The organism is Novosphingobium clariflavum (assembly GCF_026420865.1).
In the GTDB taxonomy this organism is placed as follows: Bacteria; Pseudomonadota; Alphaproteobacteria; order Sphingomonadales; family Sphingomonadaceae; genus Novosphingobium; species Novosphingobium clariflavum.
The window spans coordinates 1-16,457 of the sequence record NZ_JAPCWC010000049.1 but is presented as its reverse complement, the minus strand read 5'-3'; the positions used below and the strand labels follow the sequence as shown (position 1 = coordinate 16,457).

At 63.6% G+C, this 16,457-nt stretch carries 12 protein-coding genes, 1 pseudogene and 1 riboswitch; of the genes and pseudogenes, 4 read left to right on the top strand and 9 right to left on the bottom strand.

Annotated elements, in window-relative coordinates; all coding sequences use genetic code 11:
• The 8 genes and pseudogenes from OKA11_RS23535 to OKA11_RS23500 form a co-directional block, all read right to left on the bottom strand.
• Positions 1-564, bottom strand: a pseudogene (locus tag OKA11_RS23535) (transposase); the annotation flags it as partial.
• A gap of 132 nt (positions 565-696) precedes the next feature.
• Positions 697-2,094 carry a dihydrolipoyl dehydrogenase gene (gene lpdA / locus OKA11_RS23530; RefSeq protein WP_267224923.1) on the bottom strand — a complete coding sequence of 466 codons (1,398 nt, stop codon included), beginning with the start codon at positions 2,092-2,094 and terminating at the stop codon, positions 697-699.
• Positions 2,095-2,209: 115 nt separating this feature from the next.
• The gene (odhB, locus tag OKA11_RS23525) at positions 2,210-3,439 is read right to left on the bottom strand and encodes a 2-oxoglutarate dehydrogenase complex dihydrolipoyllysine-residue succinyltransferase (protein ID WP_267224921.1); all 1,230 of its coding nucleotides are present in this window, start codon (positions 3,437-3,439) and stop codon (positions 2,210-2,212) included.
• Positions 3,440-3,447: 8 nt separating this feature from the next.
• Positions 3,448-6,300 (bottom strand): 2-oxoglutarate dehydrogenase E1 component, encoded by a 2,853-nt coding sequence (locus OKA11_RS23520; protein WP_267224925.1) that lies wholly within the window; start codon positions 6,298-6,300, stop codon positions 3,448-3,450.
• A gap of 178 nt (positions 6,301-6,478) precedes the next feature.
• On the bottom strand, positions 6,479-7,369 hold the full coding sequence (gene sucD / locus OKA11_RS23515) for a succinate--CoA ligase subunit alpha (protein ID WP_142635064.1): 891 nt from the start codon (positions 7,367-7,369) through the stop codon (positions 6,479-6,481).
• Positions 7,370-7,544: 175 nt separating this feature from the next.
• Positions 7,545-8,507 (bottom strand): malate dehydrogenase, encoded by a 963-nt coding sequence (gene mdh, locus OKA11_RS23510; protein ID WP_267224918.1) that lies wholly within the window; start codon positions 8,505-8,507, stop codon positions 7,545-7,547.
• 463 nt (positions 8,508-8,970) lie between these two features.
• The gene (locus OKA11_RS23505; RefSeq protein ID WP_267224916.1) at positions 8,971-9,366 is read right to left on the bottom strand and encodes a hypothetical protein; all 396 of its coding nucleotides are present in this window, start codon (positions 9,364-9,366) and stop codon (positions 8,971-8,973) included.
• 125 nt (positions 9,367-9,491) lie between these two features.
• Positions 9,492-10,631, bottom strand: coding sequence for a cell wall hydrolase (locus OKA11_RS23500; RefSeq protein WP_267224914.1), 1,140 nt, complete (start codon positions 10,629-10,631; stop codon positions 9,492-9,494).
• A gap of 196 nt (positions 10,632-10,827) precedes the next feature.
• A riboswitch (cobalamin riboswitch) is annotated at positions 10,828-11,026 on the top strand.
• Positions 11,027-11,129: 103 nt separating this feature from the next.
• Between OKA11_RS23500 and OKA11_RS23495 the strand changes: the two genes are divergently transcribed.
• The 4 genes from OKA11_RS23495 to OKA11_RS23480 are packed head-to-tail and all read left to right on the top strand — an operon-like array spanning position 11,130 to position 15,661.
• Complete coding sequence (locus OKA11_RS23495; protein ID WP_267224912.1) at positions 11,130-12,953, top strand: TonB-dependent receptor domain-containing protein; 1,824 nt, start codon at positions 11,130-11,132, stop codon at positions 12,951-12,953.
• A gap of 59 nt (positions 12,954-13,012) precedes the next feature.
• On the top strand, positions 13,013-13,903 hold the full coding sequence (locus tag OKA11_RS23490) for an ABC transporter substrate-binding protein (protein ID WP_267224910.1): 891 nt from the start codon (positions 13,013-13,015) through the stop codon (positions 13,901-13,903).
• 13 nt (positions 13,904-13,916) lie between these two features.
• Positions 13,917-14,882 carry a FecCD family ABC transporter permease gene (locus OKA11_RS23485; protein ID WP_267224908.1) on the top strand — a complete coding sequence of 322 codons (966 nt, stop codon included), beginning with the start codon at positions 13,917-13,919 and terminating at the stop codon, positions 14,880-14,882.
• On the top strand, positions 14,879-15,661 hold the full coding sequence (locus tag OKA11_RS23480; RefSeq protein WP_267224906.1) for an ABC transporter ATP-binding protein: 783 nt from the start codon (positions 14,879-14,881) through the stop codon (positions 15,659-15,661). Before OKA11_RS23485 ends, OKA11_RS23480 begins: the two co-directional genes overlap by 4 nt.
• A gap of 40 nt (positions 15,662-15,701) precedes the next feature.
• On the opposite strand, the gene OKA11_RS23475 is transcribed toward OKA11_RS23480, so the two are convergent.
• Positions 15,702-16,457: methyl-accepting chemotaxis protein (locus OKA11_RS23475; RefSeq protein ID WP_267224904.1), on the bottom strand; the 756-nt coding region annotated here is incomplete at its 5' end.

The window sequence follows — 16,457 nt, the reverse complement described above, 5'->3', positions numbered from 1 at the left end:
CTTGTAGCCGACTTGGGCTCTGATACCCGCCAGCCTAGTCAACTCGTGCAACGCGGTTGGGGCAACAGGTCTCGCCGTGATCCAGAAGGTCATCGTGCAGCTTGAGTGTAGCCATAGACCTTGCCGCTGTCGTTCCAAGCTTTGCGGATCAGATCGGTCTGTCGGGCATCTTCCCGGGCCCGCTGGCTAAGCGGCTTCTTCTACCAGGCATAGAAACTGCTGGGCTGCACCACGAGCCTGCGGCACATCGCTCGCACTCCAAAACGATCGCCACGCTCGGCAATGAACGCGTATCTCACTTTGCATCTCGAGCGAAATACGCAGTGGATTTTTTAGAATGTCGCGCTCCCCGCTCACCCGGGCCAGTTCGCGCTTCAGTTGGCGGATCGCGGCATCCTCACGAGCATCTCCGGATCCGACCTTCGCCAGTTGAGGTTTCTACGCATACAGCGAGTGCACACTGACCCTGAGCCGCCGCAATACCTCTGCTATCGGATACCCACGTTCGGTGATCTGGGCCACTGCATCGCGCTTGAGCTCATCACTGAACTTGGGCTTCCCCATCGTCGCCTCCTGTCCTCAAAATCAGGATCGAAGGCGTCCAGAAATCTAGGGGTTTGGTCACTTTGAACCGAAAAAGGCCGGAGGCGCTTCTGCGCCACCGGCCTTTTCATGCCTTCAGGGAAGGACCGCTGATCAGATGTGGATCGGCTTGCCGGTGACGGCCATGGCCGCTTCCTTGATCGCTTCCGAATGGGTCGGGTGCGCGTGGCAGGTGTAGGCGATGTCTTCCGAGGTCGCGCCGAATTCCATGGCCTGTGCAGCTTGGGCGATCATCGTGCCTGCCACCGAGGCGATGCACCACACGCCGAGCACGCGATCGGTCTCTGCGTCAGCGATCACCTTCACGAAGCCGTCGGGCTCGTGGTTGGTCTTGGCGCGCGAGTTGGCGAGCATCGGGAACTTGCCGACCTTCACGCCGCCGCGAGCCTTGGCGGCTTCTTCGGTGAGGCCCACACCGGCGATTTCGGGCTGCGTATAGACCACGCCGGGGATCACGTCGTGGTTCACGATGCCGGTCAGGCCCGCGATGTTCTCGGCAACGGCGATGCCTTCGTCTTCGGCCTTGTGGGCGAGCATCGGGCCGGGGATCACGTCTCCGATGGCCCAGACGCCCGACACCTTGGTGCCGAAGTCGTGGTCGGTCTCGATCTGGCCGCGCTGGTTGAGTTCGAGGCCGATGTTCGCGAGGCCGAGGCTGTCGGTGTTCGGCTTGCGGCCGATGGCGACGAGCACGACGTCAGCGTCGATCACTTCGGCAGCGCCGCCGGCGGCGGGCTCGACCGTGACCTTGGCAGCCTTGCCTTCAACAGCAACGCCGGTGACCTTGGTCGAGAGCTTGAGCGTCATGCCCTGCTTCTTGAAGATCTTGGCGGCTTCCTTGCGGACGTCGAGGTCCATGCCGGGGAGCAGCTGGTCGAGGAATTCGACGACGGTGACTTCCGCGCCGAGACGGCGCCACACCGAACCGAGTTCAAGGCCGATCACGCCGCCGCCGATGACGACCATCTTCTTGGGAACCGAGGCCAGCTCCAGCGCGCCGGTCGAGTCCACGACCACGCCGCCGGCGTTGTCGATCTCGACGCCTGGAAGCGGGGTGACCGAGGAGCCGGTGGCGATCACGATGTTCTTGGCGGTCACGGTCTTGCCGGCCACCTCGACGCTGTGCGCGTCCTTGAACTGGGCGTAGCCCTTCAGCCAGTCGATCTTGTTCTTCTTGAACAGGAATTCGATGCCGCCGGTCAGGCCCTTGACGGCGTCCTTGCGCTGGCCTTGCATGGTGTCGAGGTCAAGCTCGGGGGTCACCTTGATGCCCATCGCCGCCATCGCGCCGCCCTTGGCCGCGTCGAAGTATTCCGAAGCGTGGAGCAGGGCCTTCGAGGGGATGCAGCCGACGTTGAGGCAGGTTCCGCCCAGCGTCTCGCGGCCTTCGGCGCAAGCGGTCTTCAGACCGAGCTGCGCGGCGCGGATCGCTGCGACATAGCCGCCAGGGCCGGCACCGATGACAAGGACGTCGTAATCGTAATCAGCCATTGTTCAGGCCTCCGTACGCTCGTGCTTCGCACTAATAGCTACGAGCGGAAAATAGTCATTACATCTCAAGTGAAAACCCCGCCCGACCATGATCGGTGCGGACGGGGCATTCGGATCAGAGGTCGATGAGGAGACGGGTGGGATCCTCGATCGCTTCCTTGATGGTCTTCAGCGCGGTAACCGCCTCGCGACCGTCGATGATACGGTGGTCGTAAGACAGCGCGATGTACATCATCGGGCGGATCACGATCTCGCCGTTACGCACGACCGGGCGGTCCTCGATGCGGTGCAGGCCGAGCACGGCCGACTGCGGAGGGTTGATGATCGGGGTCGACATCAGACCGCCGAACACGCCGCCGTTCGAGATGGTGAAGGTACCACCGGCCATGTCGGCCATGGTCATCGTGCCTTCCTTGGCCTTCTTGCCGAATTCGGCAATGGCCTTCTCGATGCCGGCGAAGCCCAGCTTGTCGCAGTCCTTGACGACCGGAACGACGAGGCCGTTCGGGGCCGAGACGGCGATCGAGATGTCGACGTAGTCGTGGTAGACGATCTCGTCACCGTCGATCTGCGCGTTGACGGCCGGGATGTCCTTGAGCGCGAGGACCGAAGCCTTGGCGAAGAACGACATGAAGCCCAGCTTGATGCCGTGCTTCTTCTGGAACACGTCCTTGTACTTTTCACGCGCTTCGATGACGGCGGACATGTCGACGTCGTTGAAGGTGGTGAGAAGCGCGGCGTTGTCCTGCGCGGACTTCAGGCGCTTGGCGATCGTCTGGCGTAGACGCGTCATCTTCACGCGTTCTTCGTTGCGCGCGGCAGGAGCCGCGGCAGCCGAAGCGGCAACAGGGGCCGAGGCAGGCTTGTTCTTGGCCGCTTCAAGGACGTCGTCCTTGGTGATGCGGCCGTCCTTGCCGGTGCCCTTGATGGTGGCGGGGTCGATGCCATGTTCCAGGATCGCGCGGCGCACGGCCGGCGACAGCACCGAGGAACCGGCCGAAGCGTCGTCCGCGGCAGCAGCCGGGGCGGGTGCGACGGCTGCGGCTGCCGGGGCCGGAGCAGGGGCGGCAGCGGCCGGAGCGGCTGCGGGAGCAGCAGCGGCGCCCGAACCGGCTTCGATCGTTGCGATCAGCGCGCCGACGACGACGGTGTCGCCTTCCTTGGCAAGCTGCTGGCCCATGACGCCGGCGTGCGGCGCCATGACGTCGATGGCGACCTTGTCGGTCTCCAGGCTGGCGATGGGCTCGTCAGCGGCAACCGGTTCGCCGGGCTGCTTCAGCCACTGGCCGATGGTGGCCTCGGCGACGGATTCCCCGAGGACGGGGACCTTGACTTCGGTGGTCATGATTTATCTCAAGCCTTCTGCTTGCGGCGGAGTTCGGAACGGACGGAGAGGTGCAGCGCATCGGCAACCAGCGCGGCCTGTTCGGCGACGTGGCGCTTGGCGAGACCGGTGGCCGGCGAGGCCGAGGCGTTGCGGCCGGCATAACGCGGACGCGGGCTGGCAACTCCGGCTTCGATGGCGGCAGCTTCGATCTGCGATTCGACGAAGAACCAGGAACCGTTGTTCTGCGGTTCTTCCTGGCACCAGACGATCTCTTCGAGGTTGGGCATGCGCGAAAGGCGCTTGGCCAGCGGCTCGCCCGGGAAGGGGTAGAGCTGTTCGAGGCGGATGATCTGGGTGTCGTCGATCTCGGCGGCATCGCGTGCTTCGAGGATGTCGTAGAAGACCTTGCCCGAGCACAGGATGACCTTCTTCGTGGCCTCGTCGCTCGAACCATTCGGGTCCGAGAGCAGGCGGCGGAAGTGGCCGTCACCGAGGAATTCCGAAGCGGACGACTTGGCCAGCGGATGACGCAGAAGCGACTTCGGCGTCATGATGACCAGCGGCTTGCGGAACGGACGGTGCATCTGACGGCGCAGAACGTGGAAGTAGTTCGCGGGCGTCGTGATGTTGCAGACCTGGATGTTGTCCTGTGCGCAGAGCTGCAGGTAACGCTCCAGACGGGCCGACGAGTGCTCCGGACCCTGACCTTCGTAGCCGTGGGGCAGCAGCATGACGAGGCCGTTGGCGCGCAGCCACTTAGACTCGGCAGACGCGACGTACTGGTCGATGATGATCTGCGCGCCGTTGGCGAAGTCGCCGAACTGCGCTTCCCAAAGCACCAGGGTCTTCGGATCGGCGCTGGCGTAGCCGTACTCAAAGCCGAGCACGCCATATTCCGAAAGCGTCGAGTTCAGGACCTCGAAGCTGCCGTGGGGCAGGGTCTTGATCGGGGTGTACTTGTGCTCGTCCTTCTGGTCGACCCAGACGGCGTGACGCTGCGAGAAAGTGCCGCGTTCGCAGTCCTGGCCGGACAGACGCACACCGTAGCCTTCGGTGACAAGGCTGCCGAATGCCAGTGCTTCGGCGGTCGCCCAGTCGAAACCGTCGCCCGACTTGAACATCTCTTCCTTGGCGGCGATCACGCGGGCCAGCGTCTTGTGGACGGTGAGGTCCTCAGGAACGGTGGTCAGCACGCGGCCGAGGCTGTCGAACAGCTTGCTCTCGATACCGGTTTCGACGTTGCGACGCGCGGTTTCGGGGTCAGCCGGCTTGTGGAAGCCGCTCCACTGGCCCGAGAACCAGTCAGCCTGGTTGGACTTGTAGGTCTTGGCGGCCTCGAACTGCTCTTCCAGATGCTGCGTGAACGCGGCTTCGGTCTGCGGCAGGAACGCGTCGTCGATGACGCCTTCCTTCTTCAGACGCTCGGCATAGATCTGGCTGACCGGCGGGTGCTGGCGGATCTGCGCGTACATCAGCGGCTGCGTGAAGCCGGGTTCGTCGCCTTCGTTGTGGCCGAAGCGGCGGTAGCACCACATGTCGATCACGATGTCGCGGCCGAAGGTCTGGCGATAGTCGATCGCCAGCTTGCACGCGAAGGTGACGGCAGCCGGATCGTCGCCGTTGACGTGCAGGATCGGGGCCTGAACGCCCTTCGCCACGTCCGACGGATACGGCGAGTTGCGCGCGAATTGCGGGCTCGTCGTGAAGCCGATCTGGTTGTTGATGATGAAGTGGATGCAACCGCCGGTGTTGTAGCCCTTCACGCCCGAGAGGCCGAAGCACTCCCAGATGATGCCCTGGCCGGCGAAAGCCGCGTCACCGTGGATGAGGACCGGCAGCACCTGCTTGTGCTTGGAACCGGGGCCGACGTCGTCGCCGATGTCGTCGGCGATCGTCTGGTAGGCGCGGACCTTGCCGAGCACGACCGGATCGACGGTTTCGAGGTGCGACGGGTTAGGCATCAGGCTCATGTGGACCTTGATGCCGTCGAACTCACGGTCGGCAGAGGTGCCGAGGTGGTACTTCACGTCGCCCGAACCGCCGACGTCTTCCGGGTTGGCAGTGCCGCCCGAGAATTCGTGGAAGATGACCTTGTAGGGCTTGGCGAGGACGTTCGCGAGGACGTTCAGGCGGCCGCGGTGGGCCATGCCGTACACGATTTCCTTCACGCCCAGCGTGCCGCCGTATTTGATCACGGCTTCGAGCGCCGGGATCATGGCTTCGCCGCCGTCGAGGCCGAAGCGCTTCGTGCCGACGTACTTCTTGCCGAGGAACTTCTCGTACTGCTCGCCGCGCACGACGGCCTGAAGGATCGCCTTCTTGCCTTCGACGGTGAACTCGATTTCCTTGTCGGCGCCTTCCATGCGCTCCTGGAGGAAGCGGCGCTCCTCGACATCGGCGATGTGCATGTATTCGAGGCCGACCTTGCCGCAGTAGTTTGCGCGCAGGATCTGGACGATCTCGCGAACGGTCGTCCACTCAAGGCCGAGCGCGCCGCCGACGTAGACCGGACGGTCCTGCGCAGCGCCCACGAAGCCGTGGTATTCGGGGGTGAGGTCGGCCGGGAGCTGGCGCTGGTTCAGGCCGAGCGGGTCCAGGTTGGCGGCGAGGTGACCGCGCACGCGATATGTGCGGATCAGCATCATCGCGCGGATGGCGTCAGCAGCCGCTTCGTCTATGCGGGACTGGTCGATCTTCTGTCCGCCCTTGGCGGCAGCCTTCTCGATCTTGACCTTCAGCGCGCTGGGGTCGAGGCCCTGCGTGAGGTCGTCCTCGAACTCGGCGCCAACGAGGGGCCAGTTCTTGCGCTGCCAGCTAGGTCCGGCCTGCGGTCCGTCGAGGGACTGGTCCGGGGTGAAGTCGAAACTCTCGTCGCCCATGGGAATCACCTTCATGTGGCGTCGGGAGGGGATTCCCGGCGCTACCGAGCATAATCTGCGCGAAGCCGGGTTTCAGGGAGGAAAGTCCCGTGTCTTCGCAAATCATCCGGCGTCTTGATCACGCCGGTACTTTATAGACCCGTGGCGACGGAAAACCGCCGCCACGGGCAAAACTGACTTACGCCAGTTCCTTGAGAACCTCGACCAGCGTCTCGCCAAGCAGCGAGGGCGAGGGGGAGACGCGGATGCCCGCTTCTTCCATCGCCGCGATCTTGTCCTCGGCGCCGCCCTGGCCGCCCGACACGATCGCGCCGGCGTGGCCCATGCGGCGGCCCGGAGGAGCCGTGCGACCGGCGATGAAGCCGACCATCGGCTTCTTGCGGCCGCGCTTGGCTTCGTCCTTGAGGAACTGAGCCGCTTCTTCTTCGGCGCTGCCGCCGATTTCGCCGATCATGATGATCGACTTGGTCGCTTCGTCGGCCAGGAACAGTTCCAGGACGTCGATGAAGTTGGTGCCGTTGACCGGGTCACCGCCGATGCCGACGGCCGTGGTCTGGCCGAGGCCCGCGTTGGTGGTCTGGAACACGGCTTCATAGGTAAGTGTGCCCGAGCGCGAAACAACGCCCACCGAACCCTTGGAGAAGATGCTGCCGGGCATGATGCCGATCTTGCATTCGCCGGGGGTCAGGACGCCGGGGCAGTTCGGACCGATCAGGCGCGACTTCGAGCCCGAAAGGGCGCGCTTCACGCGGACCATGTCGAGAACCGGAACGCCTTCGGTGATGGCGACGATCAGTTCCATCTCGGCGTCGATCGCTTCGAGAATGGCGTCTGCGCAGCCTGCGGGCGGAACGTAGATGCACGAAGCCGTCGCACCGGTAGCCGCCTTGGCTTCAGCAACGGTGTCGTACTGGGGCAGGTTGAGGTGGCTGGTGCCGCCCTTGCCGGGGGTGACGCCGGCAACCATCTGGGTGCCGTAGGCCAGCGCGGCTTCGGTGTGGAAGCTGCCGGTCTTGCCGGTCATGCCCTGGGTAATGACCTTGGTGTTCTTGTCGACGAGAATGGACATAGGGTGATCCTAATTCCTGTTCCTGGGGTGGGCCGATTCCGGCTTGGTATGCGCCATGGCGTAAATTCCGCGAAGTGCAACCGTCCAAGTGGTAAAATCAACGGCCCAGATAGGCCAGGGCCCCGCCAGCCCCTTCGAAACGCGTCGTCGGGGGCTGGCGGGGCCGGCTTTTGGATCAGGCCAGAGAGCTGTCGATGCCCTTGCAGGCGACCAGCAGTTCCTTGACTGCGTCGATCGAAACCTGGAGGCCGGCCTTGGCCTGTTCGTTCAGTTCGATCTCGATCACCTGCTCGACGCCGCCGGCGCCGATCACGACCGGCACGCCGACGTAAAGGTTGTCGACGCCATACTGGCCTTCGAGGTGCGCGGCGCAAGGCAGGACGCGCTTCTGGTCGCCCAGGTACGATTCAGCCATGGCGATCGCCGAAGCTGCCGGTGCGTAGAAGGCCGAACCGGTCTTGAGCAGGGAGACCACTTCGCCGCCGCCATTGGCGGTGCGCTTGACGATGGCGTCGATACGCTCCTGCGTGGACTTGCCCATCTTGATGAGGTCGGGAACCGGGATGCCCTTGACGGTCGAGTATTCGACCACCGGGACCATGGTGTCGCCGTGGCCGCCGAGCACGAACGAGGTCACGTCGCGCACCGAAACGCCGAATTCCCAGGCGAGGAAGGTCGAGAAGCGTGCCGAGTCCAGCACGCCGGCCATGCCGACGACCTTGTTGTGGGGCAGGCCCGAGAATTCGCGCAGCGCCCAGACCATCGCGTCGAGCGGGTTGGTGATGCAGATCACGAAAGCGTCGGGAGCGTTGGCGGCGATGCCTTCGCCGACCGACTTCATCACCTTGAGGTTGATGCCGAGCAGGTCGTCGCGGCTCATGCCGGGCTTGCGAGCGACACCGGCGGTGACGATGATGACGTCGGCGCCGGCAATGTCGGCATAGTCGTTGGTGCCGGTGATCTTGGCGTCAAAACCTTCGACCGGGCCGCACTGCGACAGGTCGAGAGCCTTGCCCTGGGGCAGGCCTTCAGCGACGTCGAACAGGACGATGTCGCCCAGTTCCTTCTGCGCGGCGAGGTGCGCGAGAGTGCCGCCGATGTTGCCGGCGCCGATAAGGGCAATCTTCTTACGAGCCATGATGCTGCTTGTCCTTCCCACAAGGCGGGCGCTTCGGACTAAAAGGCGGCTGCTGTGTCCCGCTAAAGGCAGGCGCCGGTGTTGACGAAGGGCGCGTTACGCCCCTCGATCCCACATTGCAACCGTGAAACAGGCGCGGAAAGTTGCGGGATGGTGAAATTTATAGATAATAGTTCGCAATAGCAATAGAGGGCTCGGAACTGCGGGTTTTCGCGTCTGGGATCGCTTCCACGCGGTCACCTGGTGCAATCGCAACCGCGCATTTCGCAAGTTGGCGAAGGTCGTCGACCTGTCTGGTCCGAAAGAAGTCTCACCTGCCTACATTGCAGTGGCAAGGAGGTCGTTGGCGAGTCGCCGCGCGGGTGGGGCGCATTGTCGCGGGCCGAATTAGAAACGGCGGCAGGCGTGATCGTTTAAGATCGCGCCTTTCGTCTGGCTATCAATGATCGGAGCGCTGCGCGGGTCAACTGCTGTGGGCGATGCGTTGAGCCAGTGCGTCGGCCATGCGGCGATCGAGCTGGCGGCAGATTGCGAGCCACCAGTTGCAGGTCTGCATGTCCCCTGAGAGCCTGGCGGTTTCGGCATTGGTGCGGGCGCGGCTTGCGGCGGCGAGACCGTAAGTGGCGAAGTGGCGCAGGGCATCGGCCAGCATGCGTTCGTCATGGCTGTTCTGGTTGGCGGCGGATGGCAGCGCCGGGCCAAGAGGGGGATTGGATACTCTAGGCGCTAAGCGTCGATCACGGTGCGACTGGCGCAACAGCTTGTTGTCGTTAACGGCGTTGAGTGGTGCGGAGGGGCAAAGCGCGCGCATGATCACCGGCGTTGTCCCGCCTCGCGCGGCGGAAAAGCGGATGGTCATCGGTGTGCGCCCTTTATGTCGTTGGTGTAGGCCTCTGTCCTACCACAATGCGCGCTAAGTCTTCGTGATGGGCTATGGTTTCCATCGGGTTCAGATTTCACGCGAAATGCCGACGGTTGGAGGTTTCAGGTGCCGGGCTTTGCTATCCATTTGCCTGAATTGGCATACTCAGGGCGGATGCTCTGGGCTGCGGGTAGGCCCTGCGCTTGATACAGTGCGTCGCCGCCGCGGGCGCGGATCTCATTTGCGTAATGGGGGAGCGGGGCGGCGGGAATGGCAGGGGCGGGAGCGGGGGTTTCGGCTGCTGTGCGAAAAGTCGAATGGGTTGGTGCGGCAAAGGCGCGTTGCAGCGCGACAGGATCAAGCGTGGCATCGGTCAGGGCCGTCGTCGCCGCACGATCTCGGGGATGCGGAGTGGCTACTGGTTCGCCGCCGAGATAGGTGCGGCGGAAGGCTGATGGAGTGCCGGCGCCGCCTTCAAAGCGGTAGAAGCGATGAGCTCCGATAGTTGTCACAAGATGCAGGCTGGGTGCCCAGTATGGGGTGACCTGAATTGTGTGGTAATGTGTCGCGAGGCCTACGGGCGCGTAGATCTCGCCCGCCAGCGCTGCGCGGGCGACTGCAGCTGCTCGGTCCCAGAAGAAGCGTTGCGGTGCGCGCGCCAGGGCGCCGTCGCAGGCGAAGGTGAACTGGCATCCTGTCGGTCGTTCCGAACCTTCGAAGACGACACCGCAGACGGTCTTGGGGTAGGCGGGGTGGGCAAGGCGGTTGAGCACCACTTGGGCGACGGCCCTCTGTCCGGCATCCGGTTCCGTTGCGGCTTCGTAATAGATCGCCATGGTCATGCATTGCTGTGCACGCGTGCGGTCGAGTGCGGAGCCGGTCATGCGGAAGGGGCGAGGGACCGGGTCGGCCGGGCCAGACGGGTCAGCCGAGGAGGTGCTGTAGCCGGTTGTCAACTGGGCGGGGTCGGGCTGGAGGTAATAATAGGCGGAGCCGGGAAAGCTCTCTCCGCGTTGTTCGAACGGCATTGGCAGCACGGCCTGATCGTATGCTTTGGCATCGCCGATGGTGAAACGTTCCCAACTACTTGGTTCAGCAAAGGCGGGCAGGGCGATGGCAGCGAGCGCGCTGGCACCGACCGCCCAGCGGCGACGCATCCGCTGCCTTGCATGGATTTGTCCGCCGCGGATGAACCGGGCACCGAAATCGCGTGGGCGCGGCTCCGGTTCGGCGGCGGTGGTCAAGGCGGCGAAAACGGTCAACAAATGATCCCGGGCAATCAGGCGCACAGCGCCTAGCGAAAAACGAGGGTCCGCGCATCTACGCGCTTTATGGCCGTCCCGAAGCGGAACGGTATCATCGCAAATGATGAAGGAGTGGCGAACAAGCCACTGGGCGGCGATGACTTGCGCGGATTGGTGTTGCTTCGCTTGCCAAGTCAGGTGGCCACCATTAACCGGCGCAGGAGACGTCACGGGCGCCCATTGATACGGGCCCAGAGGGAAACTCGGTCGAGCCGATGCTGCCCCCGCAACTGTGACCGGGGAATGCTCTGCCCCAGTTAGCCACTGGAGATCCGGGAAGCCGGAAAGCCGGGAAGGCGGGCAGTGCGTGGCGATCCGGGAGCCAGGAGACCTGCCCATGACGGTCGTTCCGCAACGGGGCGGGGTGCCCCCCTTGCAGCGAGACGCGCGCGGGCAATAAGGGCCGCGCGAGCCTCCGCCATGAGCGGCATAACGTTCAGGTTGGAGGGACCACAAGTGAAGTACCTGTTTCTGCTCGGCGCGGCGCCGTTCATCGCTGCCGCCCCCGCTTATGCCGATGATATTGCAAACGATACCATAGTCGTCACCGCGACCCGCACTGAAACCCCCGTCAGCGAGATCGGTCAGTCGGTTTCGGTCATTACCCGCGGCGATATCGAGCGCACTCAAGCCGTGACCGCTACCGATGTGCTGGCCCGCCTGCCGGGCGCCTCCGTCTCGCAGTCGGGCGGTTTCGGCCAGCCCGCGAGCCTGTTCATCCGCGGTGCCAAAAACGCGCAGAGCCTCGTGCTGATCGACGGCGTGCGCATCAACGATCCGGGCGATGTCGGCGGCGGTTTCGACTTCGGCTCGCTCACCGTCGGCCAGTTCGATCGCATCGAAGTGGTGCGCGGTTCGTCGGGCGTGCTCTGGGGTAGCCGTGCCATCGGCGGCGTCATCAACCTTATCACCGCGCGTCCGACCGACCAGTGGCTGGTGCGTGGGCAGGCCGAATACGGCTGGCGCGACCAGAAACAACTCGGCGCATCGGCAGCGGGCAAGCTCGGTCCGGTCGGCCTGACGCTGGGCGGCAACTGGCTCAAGGGTGATGGATATTCGGCCTTCGACGAGCGTCTCGGCGGCAAGGAAAAGGACGGCTTCGAAAGCAAGAGCGCTAATGCCCGCGCCGAAGTGGAACTGGTCGACGGCCTCACCGCCGATGCCGGGACATACTGGACCAAGGCCAATTACGATTATGACAACACCGGCGCTGATGCGCTGAACCTGGGCATGAAGCGCGATACGGTCGGCTACGCGAACTTGCGCTACAAGGGGCTCGACGGCCGCTTGACGGCTCGCATCGGTTACGGCCTCACCGACACGCGCCGCATCTCCGACGATGCGGTCTACGGTCCTTATACTACCAATGGCCGTGCCGACCGCTTCGAAGGGCAGGTCGCTTTCGCGCCGCTCGATCTCGCCAGCATCCAGATCGGCGCCGAGACCGAGAAGCAGAATTTCTCGGACAACTATGGTTCGAAGGATTCGACCTCGATAGACAGCGTCTATGGCATGCTGACGGTCCACCCGCTCACCGGGCTGACCCTCAACGGCGGCCTGCGTTACGACGACAATTCGGACTTCGGCCACAAGACCACGTTTTCGGCTAATGGCGCCTGGGCGGTCGGTTCGGGCAACGAGGCGCCGATCCTGCGTGCCAGCTACGGGGAGGGCTTCAAGGCGCCATCGCTATATCAGCTTTACACCAATGGCGGATATCGTGAGCTTTCGCCTGAAACCTCGAAGGCGTGGGACGCTGGCGTTGAACTCCCGTTTGCCGAAGGGCAGGGGCGCTTCACGGTTACTTACTTTGATCGCAAGACGAAGCGCCTGATCGACTATGATTACGCAGAGTGGAACTATTACAACGTCGGCCGCGCGTGGGCGCAGGGCGTCGAACTCGGCATGCAGGTGAACGACTGGCGGGGCTTCGATGTCAACCTGTCCTACACTTACCTTGATGCCGAGAACCGCGATACCGGCGCGCAATTGGCGCGCCGCCCGAAGAACAACTTCTACGCCAGCCTTGACCGCTTGATTGCCGAGCGGTTCCGTTTAGGCGCGGACCTGCGTGTGGGCGGCGGGCGCTATGATGATGTCGCGAACCAGTACTGGCTGGCTGGCCACGTGCTGGTGGGTCTGCGGGGTTCGGTTGCGGTGAATGATCATCTTGAGGTCTACGGCCGCGTCGAGAACCTGTTTGACGAGCACTACGAAGTGGTGCGCACGTACGGTACCGCAGGGCGTGCTGCCTATGCGGGGATCCGGGTGAAGATGTGACCGACGCGCTTTCCCCTGGTCTACCGAGCCCTGCTCCCCCGGACCAGGAGGGAAAGCGTATGGTATTCCTGCTCGCGTGCGCGCTGGCTGTCAGCGGCGCGTGGGTAGTGATGGCCGGGTTGGATGACACCGATATTGCCTCATCCACCCCGCCATCGAATCCCGCAACGATGCCCAAGACACCCACCATCGTTTCGCTCAATCCCTGTACTGACGCAATTCTTGCGCAAGTGGCTGATCCGGGGCAATTGCTGGCGATTTCGAGCTATAGCCACGACCCGGTTGCCAGTTCGATGGACATTGCTGTCGCCCGCCGATTTCGTGCGGTGTCCGGCTCGGTCGAGGAAGTCGCCGCAATCGGTCCGCAAGTGGTGGTGGCGAGTACTTTCCTCGATCCTGCCTCCTTTGGCGCATTGAATGGCCTGGGCTTCCGGGTGGTACGTGTTCCTATCGCTTCGGATATCGCGTCTACACGAAAACAGGTGCGTGAATTGGCGAGCCTTGCTGGCCATCCCGAGCGGGGAGAGGCACTGGTCGCGCAAATCGACGAAGCGCTGGCGCGTGCTGCACCGCCCTCGGGCTGGAAGCCTGTGCCGGCGCTGGTCTGGCAGTCCGGCGGGTTGGTTGCCGGTAATGCGACGTTGATTGCCGACATGATGCGTCGGGCTGGATTCGAGAATGCTGTTTCCGCGCGTGGTCTTGGCCAGGCTGATTATCTTCCGTTGGAATCAGTATTGGCAGACCCACCGCGGATCATCTTCTCAATCGGAAATCCCAAGCCGCATGGGCAGGACGACGAGTATCGGATGCTGCGTCATCCGTCGCTGAAAAAGCTGGTGCGCACGACCTATTTCAAACTTGACCATGCCGCACTTTGGTGCGGAGGCCCAACCGTTCCGAGAGTGCTTGGCGAACTCGCGGCAGCAAGGCATGAACTGCGCCAGCCATGAATTCCCCCCACTCATGAGTATCCGTCTGATTCTTGCGCTGCTTGCCGCACTGCTGCTTGCCGTGCCGTTGTCGTTGCTGGCGGGGCGGGTGTGGATCGACCCGCTTGCGCCGCAATTTCAGACTGCATCGGTTATCCTCGTCGAACTACGTCTGCCGCGCGCAGTGCTGGCGTTGGTTCTGGGCGGAGGCCTCGGCACTGCCGGAGCCGCCATGCAGGGGTATTTGCGCAATCCGCTTGCCGACCCCGGCCTGTTCGGTATCGCCCCTGGGGCCGCACTGGGCGCAGTGCTGAGCTTCTGGACCGGCTATGCCGCCGCTCCCTATATGTTGCCGCTCTTCGCGCTGGCGGGGGCGGGCGGGGCGATGGCTCTGCTGGCGCTGATTGCCGGGCGTGGCGGCGGAGTGGCTTTGTTCACGCTCGCGGGATTGATGGTATCCAGTCTGGCCGGCGCGCTGATGAGTCTTGCCATCAGCCTTAGCCCGTCCCCCTTTGCGATGAGTGAGATAGTGACCTGGATGATGGGTTCACTAGCCGATAGAAGTTGGCACGAGGTGTGGATCGCGGCGCCGCTTACCGTGCTGGGAGCCATGGTGCTGGGGATTGCCGGACGTGACCTCGACGCGATGACGCTGGGTGAAGTTGCCGCCCATTCCCTCGGCGTCGACCTGATGCGTTTGCGGGCTTTGATGATTGCAGGGGTTGGGCTCACCGTTGGAGCAGGTGTGGCAGTGGCCGGGATTATCGGATTCGTCGGGCTGATGGTGCCCCATCTGGTGCGCCCACTTACCGACCGTCGTCCCTCGTCGTTGTTGTTGCCTTCTGGATTGGCTGGTGCATTGCTGATGCTGCTGGCGGACTGCCTATGCCGCATTTTGCCGCTGGCGGGGGGCGAGTTGCGGCTGGGCATTGCGCTTAGCCTGCTCGGTACGCCGTTCTTCTTGCGGCTCTTGCTGCGCATGCGCAAGGAACTGGCATGACTCTCGCTCTTAATCTGGCTGGCGTTGCAGGACGGCTTGACAGAGTATCGCTGCAATGCCGGCGCGGCATGGTCACCGCGATCTGTGGGCCTAACGGTGCTGGGAAGTCGACCGCATTGGTGTGCCTCGCCGGGTTAATGCTCCCTGATAACGGCGAGACGCTGCTTGGCGGCTTGCCATTGCACCGCCAGACTCTTTCGCGCCGCGCGCGATGGATCGGATATCTTCCGCAGTCACCGGAGGTGGCCTGGGATGTATCGGTCGAAGTGTTGATCTCTCTTGGCCGGTTGCCGTGGAAGGATGCACCTTCGATCGAAACAAGAGAGGCGATCGAGGACGCCATCGCCGCGATGGACTTGCAGGAACTGCGACATCGTCCGGTTTCCCGCCTGTCGGGCGGTGAGCGGGCACGGGCATTGATGGCACGGGTTCTGGCGACCCAGCCCGGCTGGCTGCTAGCTGACGAGCCTTTCGCCGCTCTTGATCTTGCCCATGCGGCTTCGCTCATGCGTCATTTCCGTCAGCAGGCGAATGTCGGTCGCGGGGTGGTGCTTGTGCTACATGATCTGGCAACGGCGATGAACCATGCAGACCAGGTGGTGGTGCTGGAAAAGGGCAGGGTGGTTGCCGAAGGACCGCCCGAAATCGCCTTGTCACGCGAAGTCGTCACGCGTGTCTGGAATTGCCCGGCGCGCTGGCTTGGGGAACCTGGTGAACGCGCATTGTCGCTGGGCGCGCCGTCCCCCGCTGCGTCAGGTCTGCGTGGGCGGTTGAGCTGATTGTGATCTTGCGGACGTCGAGCGATGGATCGCAGTCGGATTAGAATCCGACCGCTTTCTTGATCACGCCGTGTACAGAACGAGCACCTTCGTCATCGCCACGCAGGCGAGTGCGGCGCTCGAACTTGAACTTGCCTACTGTCTGGGTCATCCCGTCCGCCTGCTCTGTAAGTGCGCGTGCGGCGGCGTTCGATTCCTCGACCATGGCCGCGTTCTGCTGTGTGTTTGAGTCGAGTTGCTGGATTTCGCCCGAAAGGCCTCGCATCGTTTCTGCTTGCGAGCCGGAGAGGCGGGAGATCTCGTCGGCGCGCTCGGTCGTGTCGGCGAGCTTGCCGATGATCTCCTCCAATGCGGCGCGCGTTTGCGCGACCAGGTCTACGCCTTCGTGCACATCTTGCGTCGAGGTTGTGATGAGGTCCTTGATGTTGTTTGCCGATTCCGTGGTGCGATGGGCGAGTGCGCGCACTTCGGTGGCGACAACGGCAAAGCCTTTGCCTGCCTCGCCAGCACGGGCAGCCTCGACACCGGCGTTGAGCGCAAGCAAGTTGGTCTGGAAGGCAATGGCCTCAATGACGTCGATGATGCTGGCAATCTGGGCGGAGCTGTTCTTGATCTTGTCCATGGCCTCGACGGCCGATTCCATCACTGTTCCGCCGTGGTGGGCGTGCCGGGCCACTTCGGCGACGCTGGCGTTGACCTGAGTGGCGCTGCTGGCTGTGGTAGTGATTGCCCCAGTCACGTCACGGATGCCTTCGGCGACACGAGCGATCGTGGCCGCCTGACTTTCGGTTCGATA